The organism is Mesorhizobium sp. M8A.F.Ca.ET.021.01.1.1, assembly GCF_003998025.1.
In the GTDB taxonomy this organism is placed as follows: Bacteria; Pseudomonadota; Alphaproteobacteria; order Rhizobiales; family Rhizobiaceae; genus Mesorhizobium.
Genome location: NZ_RZSJ01000169.1, coordinates 1 through 10,770 on the forward strand (window position 1 = coordinate 1; position 10,770 = coordinate 10,770).

A 10,770-nucleotide genomic window follows, 5' to 3' on the forward strand; every position below is an offset into this window, starting at 1 on the left:
ATCTCCCGTGGATCATCCACTGCCTTGCACCTCTTCGTTGAGTGCGCCTTTCCGCTCGACTACCAGCGCATCGAGCGCGACATGCAGCCGCTTCAGAGTGCGTTCGGTCGCGCCGTGCTTGCCCGGCCGGTTCTTCAGCCGCGAATAGGTCATGAAGTGAACGTTGGCCCGCTGGCACAGTTCGTTCTGGTCGATACGAGCAGCCGCCCGACGCGTTTCGATGTCCGAAAATTCCAACACCGCGAATCACCTTGCCGTTAACTTGCTCATCGTGATAAGCGAATATGCTGATTATGCAAGGCGTGTGTGCGTGCGTGTTGTAGCGAGTTCCCCAACTATTGTGCGCGGCATGAGCCAGCAGCACGACACGAAGGCATGGATCGAGGCGGTCGCCCGATACATGAACCTGTCGTTGTCGGAGCTGTCGCTGAATTCGGGCATGGCGGCATCAACCATCACCCGCTATATGAACGACAAGTCGGGCCGGCTCTCCGTTACAGACCGGACGCTTGAGGCAATCGCCACCTATTCCGGCATCCCCAAAAACGTGATGCCCGGCCAGCGCCGGCTTCCGGGCTTCGGCGAAAGCGAGACGCTTCCCCACGACATGGAGCGCGACGAACCGCTGCCCTCATGGGTGACCACCGCGATCGCCGCTCACAAGGGCAACCGAAACGGCGTTGACGCCTGGGTCATGAAGGGCTGGGCGCTTGATCTGCTTGGCATTCTGCCGGGCGATATTGTCTTGATCGACCAGAACCGCCGGCCAAAGTCTGGCGATATCGTGCTTGCCCAGCTCACCGACCTGGTGACCCAACGCACCGAAACGGTGATGCGGCGCTATGAGGCGCCATTCATCACCACCCATTCTTCCAAGCTCGGCCCGTCACGGCCCGAGCAGGTAGACGACGACCGCGTCGTCATCATGGGCGTTGAAGTCGGCGTCATCCGCCCCCGCCATTAGCACTTAACAAAAGCCATGGCTTTTCGCAGTTGACGAAAGCCATGGCTTTTCGCGAGTCGCGCATTTTACAAAAGCCATGGCTTTTCCCGAATCGCGCACTTTACAAAAGCCATGGCTTTTTATGCGGCATCGCTGGGCGCAGATAAGCGTCGATAAGCGCGCTTCAACATTGCATATTGCAAGATAAGCAAACTTGCTTATTGTAGGCAGCGACTCAAGCGGGACGCCTGCCATGCTCTCCAACGAAACAGCCAGCCTTGACGAAGTTGCCGCCGCGCTCGGCCGCAAGCCGTCCTGGTTGAAGCGGCGATGGTTGCGGCTGCACCTCGAGCAGGGTTTCCCGCGCAAGATCTCGACCGGCGATGTCTGGCCGCGTCGGGCGGTTGAAGTGTGGCTGCGTTCGGGCGGGGTCGTCGCACCCCAGCCGCTGCCCGCAAACCAGAACGAGGGCGAAGCGGACATGGTGGCATCAGCCGCCGCCGCATTGCGCGCCCGCTACAATGGAGTGAACACATGACGGCTCAAGCCGCCATCACCAGCACGATCGACCCGGCCACGCTGACACAGCAGCAGCGCCGGGCCATCAGCCTCTTCAAGGCCTATCGCCTCTACCGCCGACCCAACGGCTTCGGGCGGCCGCCGGCCAGCGTCAGCCTCGCAGTGTTCAAGTCGCTGCAGAGCCTCGGCCTGGTGCGGATCTACGGCGACTGCCCGGTGCTGACCGGCGCCGGCCTCATCGTTCACGGCGTCATGGAACAGCGCGCGGAAAGGAAGCGGAAATGAAACTGTCAGGCACCGAAGTGGCGGCGATGTCCGACGCTCAATGTGGCCCGCTGTGGCGCGGGCGCGGCGGCTGGACGCTGGCGGGCCGTGCCCACGGCTGGAGCCGCAGCACGATCGACGCGCTTGAGCGCAAAGGTCTGCTGACCGTGCAGCACGGCCCCGGCCAGAAGGGCGTTGCCACCATCAACACCGAAGCATGGCTGGAGGCGATCACATGACCACCGAACAAGCCTATTGGGCGATGATCGGTCTTGGCGCGCTGTGCGCGCTCGGCCTCGCCGGCGTCTTCCTGCTGGTCGGCTACCTCCTGCCGCGCCCGAAGCGCTTCGGCTTCGATGTCCGTGACGATCACTGAACCCCGCCGGCCGCTTCCCCCCAGCGGCCGGCCAGCCCGGCGGGATTGTTCCCTCCCCATGCGTACCCGCCGGGCCTGAATTCTCATACCGCCCCTTCCTGTCGGTCGAGGGGCGCAACCTGCCGGGCGGCCGTGAATGGCGCCCGGCGTATTTTTTTCAGGAGCCACCAAGATGAAAGCCGAACAGGCGCTGATCGCGTTGCGCAAGCTGCACAAGGCGTATGTGAAGAGTTGCGGCAAACGCTTCGCCGATCTCCCGTTCACCGCAAAGGCCGTGCCTGGTTGGGTCTATCTGCCGATGAGCAATGCCGTAGCCAGGGCTGACCTTTGACAAAACCATCCGCGCGATTCACCCTCGCGCGCGTAGGAGCCACACCATGCCGAAGATCACACCGCATCCGCATGTCGACTGGCGTGGCGGCCGGCCGCGCTTCAAGCCGGGGCCGCAGCTGCGCGCCGCCGGCCACCAGGCCAAAGATTTGCGCCACGAGGATGGCCGGTGGTTCAGCCGCGGCGAGGCAGTCGACTGGTCCGATGCCTTCTGCAAGACGCTGGCGGCCGCCCGCAAGGCCGAGCAGGAGAAGCCGAAGACGGCAACCGCGATCGCAGCGCCGCGCTACGGCAGGCCGGCGCTGTTCACGGTCGGCCAGATGTTCGAGGACTGGTACCGCTCGCCAAAATTCAAGCTGCCGCATGATGCCGAGCTGCGCCGGCGCCAGGTGGCGGCGCGCATCGTCTATGCCCCGAAGTCGATCGTCGACTTCAAGCAGAAGGCGCGCGTCATCGAGAACGACCATCCCGACCTGTGGGCCTCGCCGGTCGACGCGCTGGAACAGGCCATAGTCTTCGGCGTCTATGAAGAGCTGGTCGCCAGCCGAGGGCTCGCCACGGCGCGCGGCACCATCGCCACGCTGTCGGTGGCGCTGGGCTGGGCCAAACGGCGCGGCAAGACCAAATTCCGCATGAATGGCGGCGTCAACCCGGCGCAGGATCTCGGCATGGCGACGCCGCCGCCGCGCGTGCGCTTCGGCACCCGCACCGAGATCGAGACGCTGGTGGCCGTCGCCGACCATGTCGGCTGGCACGAGGTCGGCGACATGACGCTGCTTGGCGTATGGACCGGCCAGCGCCAGGGCGACAGGCTGGCTCTGGAGGATCGCGGCCTGCTCAACAAGCGCCGCGTGTTCCGCCAGGCCAAGACCGGCGCCGTCGTCGCCATCCGCGAGGCGCCCGAGCTGGAGAAGCGGCTTGCCGCCTCGAAACTGCGCCGCGCCGCCGCCCGCGCCGAAGCGCTGCTGGGCGCCGAGACGCCGGAGGAACGCGCTGCGATCGAGCGCCGCTTTGCCCGCATCATCCTCAACGAGCTGGTCGACAAGCGTTTTGAGAAATGCATGTGGCAGACCTATCAGGGTCAGGTCTACAGCCACCGCTTCGCCGAGGTGCGCGACATGGCGGTGCGCGGCATCCGCGCGGAGAATGGCGTCGACTGGCTGATCAAGCCTTGCCCGACGCTCAAGGATTTCATCGAGCCGGATCTGCGCGACACCGCCGTGACCTGGCTGGCGCTGGCCGGCGCCACCGTGCCCGAAATCTGCTCGATCACCGGGCACAGCTTTGACAGCGCCACGCGCATCCTAAAACACTATCTGGCGCGGCACCCCGAAATGGCCGACGAGGCGATCCGCAAGATGATCGCCTGGCACGAAGCCGACGGCGAAACGGAGATCGGCCTGTAATACGGCATCTTGACGCCGGCCGCCCCTGCGCCATTCTTCTGCCATGGCGTGGGATATCACGGACATATCGGTCGGCGACGAGGTGACGGTCACCGTCACCATCATCAAGCTTGTCGATGACAACCAGCGCGCCAGCGTCAGCATTCCCTTTTATGGCTTCCCCCATTCGATCCCGGCGCCGAAGAAGGCCAAGCCGGGGCAGAAGGTCGATGTCACCGGCGAGGTGTCGCGCGTCGACCTCGAAGACCGCCAGGTCACCATCAAGGGCATGCCCGGCGGCACTGTGACGGTCGACGTTGCCGCCGTCACCGGCTGGGCCGCATCGCCCTACCGCGAAGGCCTGGGCTTGCGCGACAGCGCCGATTAGAGGAATATTTTCCTCCACCGCTTGACGGCGCCTCGCAGCGGAACGAAATCGGAACGATGGACCCGCTCTTCGATGCCGTGCCCGGCAAGGCCTATTATGCGATCAGCTTTCGCGACATCCCGCCGGCCTACATTCTCGGCGGTCGCTGCCTGGTCTGCGGCCATGTCGGCCCGGTCGATCGCCACCGCATCGAGCGGCGCTGGGGCGGCGGCGAGCAGCTGCGCTTCGTCGGCCAGCGGCATCTGCGCTGCATGGCCTGCGGCAACCGCGTGCGCAACCATTTCACTGTCGTCGGCTGCTATCTCGCTACGGCTTTTCCAGCAGCGCCGCCAGCTGGTTGACCAGCGCCAGCGCCTGGGCGCGGTCGGGTCCGTCAAGCTCGAAGGAAGTCGCCAGGCGCGCCAGCAATTCGCCATTCTGGCTGCGGCCGCTTTCAATCGCGGCGAGCTTCAATCGCTTCATCAGCGAGGCGGGAATGCGGGCATGCAGGGTTATGGTCGGCTCTGACATTGCCCGTTCTTATGGCCGAATCCTTAACAGCGAGAAATGCGGCCACGCATGGGCCGGATGGCCCATTTGTGGGCCTGTTTCAGAACTGAACAAATCGTATACGCGCCACCGCCTATCCCCGCTTTGCACATCAATCCCCAAAACATTTTCTAACACCCGGTCACATTACTAGGAGCCCAGCCGAGACGGGCGCAAAGCTTGTTGCAAGGTTCCCCTGGGGGTGCTGACAACGAACGGGAAGGAAACGCTTAGTGAAATGGAGACCATTCAACATCTAGCCGACCAGATAGACGAGTTGCTAGCCGAGATGGACAGCCTGCTGACGGCATCCATCTATATTTCCGAGAACGCCGAGGACCAGCAGCACGAGCTGCTGCGCCATACGACGGTCAGCCTGGCCTACATCACCCAGGACAAGATCAAGGCAGCCAACCGCCGAGTCACGCGAATCCTCGCGGCGGCGCGGAACGCATAAAGAACGGCCGTGCGAGAAAACTATCTCGCACGGCCTGTTTTTTCTCGCACGGTTCCGGCTCTGTTCTATCAGCCAAAATGCCAAGTGCTTGATGTTCCACGTGAAACTGTGGTGAGCGCGTCGGGGTTCGAACCCGAGACCTACTGATTAAAAGTCAGTTGCTCTACCGGCTGAGCTACGCGCTCCCGCGGGCTCGAAAAGGCCGCCCCCGAAATTGCGCGGAACATAGGGAGAGTGCCGCGACCGGTCAACCGGAAAAGATGGGTTTCAAACCCGCTCTTTGCCCTAAATCGCTGCCCCTTGCTTTTGTTCCCCGGGTCCAGGTGAGCAGCCCGCGGTTTCGGTTTCGGTCCGGCAACGGCTGCCAACACGGCGGAACAAATCCGAAGCACCATCGTTTTCCGCCAAAGGGACGTTCGCCAAACCTTCGAGGAGAAGACCAATGAATAGAGTGACAACGGGTCTGCTAGCCGCCACGCTCTCGGCCACATTCGTCGCGGCGGAGGTGGTGCCGGTCAACGCCCAGCCGGCCTACGTGCCATTGTCCCAGGCGACAACGTCGGACATGCAGACAGTGCAATACCGGGAATGGCGGAGAAACCGCTCCTTCGACCGCAATTTCTCGCGCAATCGCAGCTTCAGCCGCAACGGTGACATGTATTGGAATGGTCATCGCGGCTATCGGGAATATCGCCGCGGCTATCGCCGTCATGGGGATTACTGGTTCCCGCTCGCTGCCTTCGCGACTGGCGCCCTGATCACCGGCGCGATCGTCAATGAGAACAACCGCGTCTATGAAGGCAATGCCCATGTGCAGTGGTGCTACGATCATTATCGGAGCTACCGCGCTTCGGATAACACCTTCCAGCCGAACAATGGTCCTCGTCGGGAGTGCCGTTCGCCTTACTGAGTGAGTATGAGTGGCCTAAAAGTGTGTGAGCCGAAGGCCCGCGTTGGAAACGGCGCGGGCCTTTCCTTATGCGCTCAGTGTCCTGCGCACTGCATCACGCCAGCCTGCTAGTTTCGCAGTACGATTGGACGCGTCCATATCAGGCTTGAACCGCCGCTCGAGCGCCCAGCTTTTAGCGAACTCCTGCGCGGCGGGCCACACGCCCGCCTTCGAGCCGGCGAGCCAGGCCGCCCCCAGCGCGGTCGTCTCCAGGATTGTCGGCCGATCGACCGGCGCGTCGAGGATGTCGGCGAGGCGTTGCAGGGTCCAGTCCGAAGCCACCATGCCGCCATCGACCCTGAGCACGGTCTTTGCCTTGGCGCCCTTCCAATCCTTGTGCATGGCGTCGAGCAGGTCGCGGGTCTGGTAAGCGACTGATTCCAAAGCCGCCCGGGCAAACTCGGCAGGACCGGAATTTCGGGTCAACCCGAAGATAGCACCCCGCGCCCCGGCATCCCAGTGCGGCGCGCCAAGTCCGACAAAAGCCGGCACAAGGTAGACGTTCTGCGTCGGATCGGCCTCGGCAGCCAGCTTGCCGCTCTGCTCGGCCTTGCCGATCACCTCGATGCCGTCCCGCAGCCATTGCACCGCGGCACCCGCAATGAAGATCGAGCCTTCCAGCGCATAGGTGGTCTTGCCGTTCAACCGGTAGGCGATGGTGGTCAACAGGCGGTTCTTCGAACGCACCAGATCGCTGCCGGTGTTGAGCAGCGCAAAACAGCCGGTGCCGTAGGTGGATTTCATCATACCCGGCTCGAAACAGGCCTGCCCGATGGTCGCGGCATGCTGGTCGCCGGCAACGCCGAGTATCCTTATCTCGGCGCCAAACAGGTTTTTCTCTGTGATTCCATAATCATCGGCGCAATCCTTTACCTCCGGCAGCATTGCGGCCGGGATGCGCAGGATGGAAAGCAGTTCGTCGTCCCAGGCATTCTTCTCGATATTGTAGACAAGCGTGCGTGAGGCGTTGGTGGCGTCGGTGGCATGAACCTTGCCGCCGGTCAGCCGCCAGATCAAAAAACTGTCGATGGTACCCGCCAGCAATTCGCCTCTCTCGGCGCGCCGCCTTGCCCCTTTCACCTTGTCCAGCATCCAGGCGATCTTGGTGCCCGAGAAATAGGGGTCGAGCAGCAGCCCTGTCTTGCGGGTGAATTTCTTCTCGAGCCCCTGCTTCTTGAGCTTCTGGCACAGCGGTGCGGTGCGCCGATCCTGCCACACGATGGCGTTGTGGACCGGTTTGCCCGTCGCCCTGTCCCAGACGACGACGGTCTCGCGCTGGTTGGTGATGCCGATGGCCACGACATCAGCAGCCGTACGGCCGGCCTTTTTCAGTGCGGCCTTCACGGTGGTCACGACGCTTGCCCAGATTTCTTCCGGGTCGTGCTCGACCCAGCCCGACGCCGGATAATGCTGGCTGAATTCCTTCTGGCCGGTGCCCGCGACCTTCATCCGGTCATCGAACAGTATCGCCCGGGTCGATGTCGTGCCCTGGTCGATCGCCAGCACAAAACCACTCATTCCGAAGTCCTCCGCCTCGACACAAACAGGGGAGACGGCAACGCGCCGCCTCCCCCAATTTCACACGGGCGCGAACGCCCGCATGGACAGTCTCACTTCTGCCAGCTCTTCACCAGTTCGTCGTAGTTGATGGTGATCGGCTTTTCCTTCTCGTTCTCGATCTTCAACTGAGGCGCGAGATTGCCCTTCTTGACCGCGTCGGCATTCCAGTAGGCGAGGTCATGCTCTTCGGCCATCTTCGGGCCGATATCGCCCTGAACGCCCGACTTCTCGATGCGGCTCATGACCTTTTCCTGCTCGCCGCAGAGCGAGTCCATCGCTTCCTGCGCCGTCTTGGCGCCGGACGAGGCATCGCCGATCGCCTGCCACCAGAGCTGTGCCAGCTTCGGATAGTCAGGCACGTTGGTGCCGGTCGGCGACCACTGGACACGGGCCGGCGAGCGGTAGAACTCGATCAGGCCGCCGAGCTTCGGGGCGCGTTCGGTGAAGCTCTTGTCGTGGATCGTGCTCTCGCGGATGAAGGTCAGGCCGACATGGCTTTTCTTCACGTCCACGGTCTTCGAGGTGACGAACTGCGCGTAGAGCCATGCGGCCTTGGCGCGGTCGGTCGGCGTCGACTTCATCAGCGTCCAGGAACCGACGTCCTGATAGCCGAGCTTCATGCCGTCCTTCCAGTAGACGCCGTGCGGCGACGGGGCCATGCGCCACTTCGGCGTGCCGTCGTCATTCAGCACCGCCTTGGCGCCGGCGTCGACCATCGAAGCGGTGAAGGCGGTGTACCAGAAGATCTGCTGCGCGACCGCGCCCTGCGCCGGCACAGGGCCGGATTCCGAGAAGGTCATGCCTTGCGCTTCGGCCGGCGCGTAGGCCTTCAGCCAGTCGAGGTACTTCTGGATCGAGTAGACGGCCGCCGGTCCATTCGTGTCGCCGCCGCGCGCCGTGCAGGAGCCGACAGGACGCGAATTCTCGTCGACCTTGATGCCCCATTCGTCGACGGGCAGGCCGTTCGGCAGGCCCTTGTCGCCATTGCCGGCCATCGACAGCCAGGCATCGGTGAACCGCCAGCCGAGCGACGGATCCTTTTTGCCATAGTCCATGTGGCCATAGACCTTCTTGCCGTCGATCTCGCGGCCGGTGAAGAATTCGGCGATGTCCTCATAGGCCGACCAGTTGACCGGCACGCCGAGGTCGTAGCCGTATTTGGCCTTGAAGTCGGCCTTGTTCTTCTCGTCGTTGAACCAGTCGTAACGGAACCAGTAGAGGTTGGCGAACTGCTGGTCGGGCAGCTGGTAGAGCTTCTTGTCGGGAGCGGTGGTGAAGGAGGTGCCGATGAAATCCTTCAGGTCGAGGTTGGGATTGGTGACATCCTTGCCCTCGCCCGCCATCCAGTCGGTCAGGTTACGCACCTGCTGGTAGCGCCAGTGGGTGCCGATCAGGTCGGAATCGTTGACCCAGCCGTCATAGAGGTTCTGGCCGGTCTGCATCTGGGTCTGGATCTTCTCGACGACGTCGCCTTCCTGGATGACGTCGTGCGTGATCTTGATACCGGTGATGGCGGTAAAGGCCGGCGCCAGCACCTGCGATTCATACTGGTGGGTGGCGATGGTTTCCGACACCACCTTGATGTCCATGCCGGCGAAAGGCTTCGCGGCATCGATGAACCACTGCATCTCGGCTTCCTGGTCGGCGCGCGAGAGCGTCGACAGCGGGCCGATCTCCTTGTCCAGGAACGCTTTCGCCTCGTCCATCCCGGCATAGGCGTTGCCTGCCCCGAGCAACAGGACAATGGCGGTCGTTGATGTTAAAAATTGACGTCGCATTAGTTTCCTCCACAGTTTCAAGGTTTCAAGTGCGATCTGGAGCGGTCGCCGGCACGCGGCCGCTCCAACAGTTTCCCCCTCTATACGTAGCGGAACACGCCGATGGCGTAGACCACGGAGAGAGCGAGAGCCCACCACAGGTTGGATCCGACAAGACCCAGCCAAGCGAGATGGATAAAGGCGCTGCCAAGCAGCGACAGGAAAAGACGGTCGCCGCGCGTCGTCTCGAAGCGCAGGATGCCGACGCGCGGATTGCCGCCCGGCGAGGCGTATTCCCAGGCGGCCATGCCGCACAGCAGTAGCAGAATGGTCGCGAAGAAAGCCGCGGTCGGCCACGTCCAGGCCATCCAGGAGAGGTCTAGATTCATTGCCGCGCCTCCATTGCCGCAGACTTCACGAGCTCACCGTTTTCAGCGGCATAAGCGACCAAGTTGATCAAACCGGCGAGGTGCATGAATGCGTGCCACGAGATCGTTTCGTCTTCTCGAGCTTTGTCGACTTCCGCACGTACATCGTTGAGGTCGTCGTACACGTCCCCCATGACACAAGTCGGAGTTTCGGCTTGGAACGCATCGGTGAAATAGACCTTCCAGTATTGGCTTTGCGCCACATGGATGCTGTCAATGCCTTGATCTTCAAGACCATCAAACAGACTGTTGGTCAGTTGGCGCAGCTCGGAGATTTTGACGTCACCCGCGACCATTATACCCTCCCCAGGGCAAAGCCCTTGGCGATGTAATTGCGGACGAACCAGATGACGAGCGCGCCGGGGATCAGCGTCAGCACGCCGGCGGCGGCGAGCAGGCCCCAATCCATGCCGGCGGCCGAGACCGTGCGGGTCATGGTGGCGGCGATCGGCTTGGCGTCGGTGGTGGTCAGCGTGCGCGCGATCAGCAATTCCACCCATGAGAACATGAAGCAGAAGAAACAGGCGACGCCGATGCCGCTGGCGATCAGCGGCATGAAGATCTTGAGGAAGAAGCGCGGGAACGAGTAGCCGTCAATATAGGCGGTCTCGTCGATTTCCTTCGGTACACCCGACATGAAGCCTTCCAGGATCCACACCGCCAGCGGCACGTTGAACAGGCAGTGCGCCAGCGCCACCGCTATGTGCGTGTCGATGAGGCCGAAAGCCGAATAGAGCTGGAAGAACGGCAGCGCGAACACGGCCGGCGGCGCCATGCGGTTGGTCAGCAGCCAGAAGAACAGATGCTTGTCGCCAAGGAAACGATAGCGCGAGAAAGCGTAAGCCGCCGGCAGAGCCACCGATACCGAAATCACCGTGTTCATGAC

At 62.7% G+C, this 10,770-nt stretch carries 18 protein-coding genes and 1 tRNA gene; 11 read left to right on the top strand and 8 right to left on the bottom strand.

Annotated features, from left to right (window positions below):
- Positions 1-12: 12 nt before the first annotated feature.
- Positions 13-240, bottom strand: a complete 228-nt coding sequence (locus EOA36_RS15445; RefSeq protein ID WP_127278366.1) for a hypothetical protein — start codon at positions 238-240, stop codon at positions 13-15.
- A 70-nt stretch (positions 241-310) separates the two neighbouring features.
- Between EOA36_RS15445 and EOA36_RS15450 the strand changes: the two genes are divergently transcribed.
- From EOA36_RS15450 to EOA36_RS15480, 9 genes are all read left to right on the top strand, one after another.
- A complete protein-coding gene (locus EOA36_RS15450) occupies positions 311-964 on the top strand; it encodes a hypothetical protein (RefSeq protein ID WP_145969180.1) in 654 nt (217 codons plus the stop codon).
- 232 nt (positions 965-1,196) lie between these two features.
- Positions 1,197-1,481: a hypothetical protein gene (locus tag EOA36_RS15455; protein WP_127278368.1), complete on the top strand. Its 285-nt coding sequence runs from the start codon at positions 1,197-1,199 to the stop codon at positions 1,479-1,481.
- The gene (locus EOA36_RS15460; protein WP_127278369.1) at positions 1,478-1,747 is read left to right on the top strand and encodes a hypothetical protein; all 270 of its coding nucleotides are present in this window, start codon (positions 1,478-1,480) and stop codon (positions 1,745-1,747) included. The genes EOA36_RS15455 and EOA36_RS15460 overlap by 4 nt, the downstream gene beginning before the upstream one ends.
- The gene (locus EOA36_RS15465; protein WP_127278370.1) at positions 1,744-1,965 is read left to right on the top strand and encodes a hypothetical protein; all 222 of its coding nucleotides are present in this window, start codon (positions 1,744-1,746) and stop codon (positions 1,963-1,965) included. The genes EOA36_RS15460 and EOA36_RS15465 overlap by 4 nt, the downstream gene beginning before the upstream one ends.
- Entirely contained in the window at positions 1,962-2,102 is a 141-nt protein-coding gene (locus tag EOA36_RS37290) for a hypothetical protein (RefSeq protein WP_189553231.1), read from the top strand. Before EOA36_RS15465 ends, EOA36_RS37290 begins: the two co-directional genes overlap by 4 nt.
- Before the next feature lie 136 nt (positions 2,103-2,238).
- A complete protein-coding gene (locus EOA36_RS37015; protein ID WP_145969181.1) occupies positions 2,239-2,433 on the top strand; it encodes a hypothetical protein in 195 nt (64 codons plus the stop codon).
- A gap of 46 nt (positions 2,434-2,479) precedes the next feature.
- A complete protein-coding gene (locus EOA36_RS15470; RefSeq protein ID WP_127278371.1) occupies positions 2,480-3,838 on the top strand; it encodes a hypothetical protein in 1,359 nt (452 codons plus the stop codon).
- A 43-nt stretch (positions 3,839-3,881) separates the two neighbouring features.
- Positions 3,882-4,205, top strand: a complete 324-nt coding sequence (locus EOA36_RS15475; RefSeq protein ID WP_127278372.1) for a hypothetical protein — start codon at positions 3,882-3,884, stop codon at positions 4,203-4,205.
- A gap of 56 nt (positions 4,206-4,261) precedes the next feature.
- Complete coding sequence (locus tag EOA36_RS15480; protein WP_127278373.1) at positions 4,262-4,546, top strand: hypothetical protein; 285 nt, start codon at positions 4,262-4,264, stop codon at positions 4,544-4,546.
- Here EOA36_RS15480 and EOA36_RS15485 read toward each other — a convergent pair.
- Positions 4,512-4,715, bottom strand: coding sequence for an Arc family DNA-binding protein (locus tag EOA36_RS15485; RefSeq protein WP_127278374.1), 204 nt, complete (start codon positions 4,713-4,715; stop codon positions 4,512-4,514). The genes EOA36_RS15480 and EOA36_RS15485 overlap by 35 nt on opposite strands.
- Positions 4,716-4,971: 256 nt before the next feature.
- Between EOA36_RS15485 and EOA36_RS15490 the strand changes: the two genes are divergently transcribed.
- Positions 4,972-5,190 carry a hypothetical protein gene (locus EOA36_RS15490; protein ID WP_127278375.1) on the top strand — a complete coding sequence of 73 codons (219 nt, stop codon included), beginning with the start codon at positions 4,972-4,974 and terminating at the stop codon, positions 5,188-5,190.
- 109 nt (positions 5,191-5,299) lie between these two features.
- Here the strand turns inward: EOA36_RS15490 and EOA36_RS15495 are convergent.
- Positions 5,300-5,375, bottom strand: a tRNA-Lys gene (locus tag EOA36_RS15495).
- 257 nt (positions 5,376-5,632) lie between these two features.
- On the opposite strand from EOA36_RS15495, the gene EOA36_RS15500 reads away from it, so the two are divergent.
- Positions 5,633-6,100, top strand: a complete 468-nt coding sequence (locus EOA36_RS15500; RefSeq protein ID WP_127278376.1) for a BA14K family protein — start codon at positions 5,633-5,635, stop codon at positions 6,098-6,100.
- 66 nt (positions 6,101-6,166) lie between these two features.
- Here the strand turns inward: EOA36_RS15500 and glpK are convergent, their stop codons facing one another.
- The 5 genes from glpK to EOA36_RS15525 all read right to left on the bottom strand — a co-directional run.
- Positions 6,167-7,657, bottom strand: a complete 1,491-nt coding sequence (glpK, locus tag EOA36_RS15505; RefSeq protein WP_127278377.1) for a glycerol kinase GlpK — start codon at positions 7,655-7,657, stop codon at positions 6,167-6,169.
- 92 nt (positions 7,658-7,749) lie between these two features.
- Positions 7,750-9,477: an ABC transporter substrate-binding protein gene (locus EOA36_RS15510; RefSeq protein ID WP_127278378.1), complete on the bottom strand. Its 1,728-nt coding sequence runs from the start codon at positions 9,475-9,477 to the stop codon at positions 7,750-7,752.
- An 80-nt stretch (positions 9,478-9,557) separates the two neighbouring features.
- Entirely contained in the window at positions 9,558-9,845 is a 288-nt protein-coding gene (locus EOA36_RS15515) for a DUF2160 domain-containing protein (protein ID WP_127278379.1), read from the bottom strand.
- Complete coding sequence (locus tag EOA36_RS15520) at positions 9,842-10,180, bottom strand: hypothetical protein (protein WP_127278380.1); 339 nt, start codon at positions 10,178-10,180, stop codon at positions 9,842-9,844. Before EOA36_RS15520 ends, EOA36_RS15515 begins: the two co-directional genes overlap by 4 nt.
- On the bottom strand, positions 10,180-10,770 hold a 591-nt coding region (locus EOA36_RS15525), incomplete at its 5' end, for a carbohydrate ABC transporter permease (RefSeq protein ID WP_145969182.1). The genes EOA36_RS15525 and EOA36_RS15520, both read right to left, overlap by 1 nt.

What these genes read in the sequence shown, in the direction of transcription:
- EOA36_RS15465 (WP_127278370.1), top strand. Translation starts at nt 1,744, where the DNA reads ATGAAACTGTCAGGCACCGAAGTGGCGGCGATGTCCGACGCTCAATGT.
- EOA36_RS15480 (WP_127278373.1), top strand. Translation starts at nt 4,262, where the DNA reads ATGGACCCGCTCTTCGATGCCGTGCCCGGCAAGGCCTATTATGCGATC.
- EOA36_RS15510 (WP_127278378.1), bottom strand. Translation starts at nt 9,477, where the DNA reads ATGCGACGTCAATTTTTAACATCAACGACCGCCATTGTCCTGTTGCTC.
- EOA36_RS15500 (WP_127278376.1), top strand. Translation starts at nt 5,633, where the DNA reads ATGAATAGAGTGACAACGGGTCTGCTAGCCGCCACGCTCTCGGCCACA.
- EOA36_RS15460 (WP_127278369.1), top strand. Translation starts at nt 1,478, where the DNA reads ATGACGGCTCAAGCCGCCATCACCAGCACGATCGACCCGGCCACGCTG.
- EOA36_RS15490 (WP_127278375.1), top strand. Translation starts at nt 4,972, where the DNA reads ATGGAGACCATTCAACATCTAGCCGACCAGATAGACGAGTTGCTAGCC.
- EOA36_RS15520 (WP_127278380.1), bottom strand. Translation starts at nt 10,180, where the DNA reads ATGGTCGCGGGTGACGTCAAAATCTCCGAGCTGCGCCAACTGACCAAC.
- EOA36_RS37015 (WP_145969181.1), top strand. Translation starts at nt 2,239, where the DNA reads ATGGCGCCCGGCGTATTTTTTTCAGGAGCCACCAAGATGAAAGCCGAA.
- EOA36_RS15455 (WP_127278368.1), top strand. Translation starts at nt 1,197, where the DNA reads ATGCTCTCCAACGAAACAGCCAGCCTTGACGAAGTTGCCGCCGCGCTC.
- EOA36_RS15515 (WP_127278379.1), bottom strand. Translation starts at nt 9,845, where the DNA reads ATGAATCTAGACCTCTCCTGGATGGCCTGGACGTGGCCGACCGCGGCT.
- EOA36_RS37290 (WP_189553231.1), top strand. Translation starts at nt 1,962, where the DNA reads ATGACCACCGAACAAGCCTATTGGGCGATGATCGGTCTTGGCGCGCTG.
- EOA36_RS15470 (WP_127278371.1), top strand. Translation starts at nt 2,480, where the DNA reads ATGCCGAAGATCACACCGCATCCGCATGTCGACTGGCGTGGCGGCCGG.
- glpK (WP_127278377.1), bottom strand. Translation starts at nt 7,657, where the DNA reads ATGAGTGGTTTTGTGCTGGCGATCGACCAGGGCACGACATCGACCCGG.
- EOA36_RS15475 (WP_127278372.1), top strand. Translation starts at nt 3,882, where the DNA reads ATGGCGTGGGATATCACGGACATATCGGTCGGCGACGAGGTGACGGTC.
- EOA36_RS15485 (WP_127278374.1), bottom strand. Translation starts at nt 4,715, where the DNA reads ATGTCAGAGCCGACCATAACCCTGCATGCCCGCATTCCCGCCTCGCTG.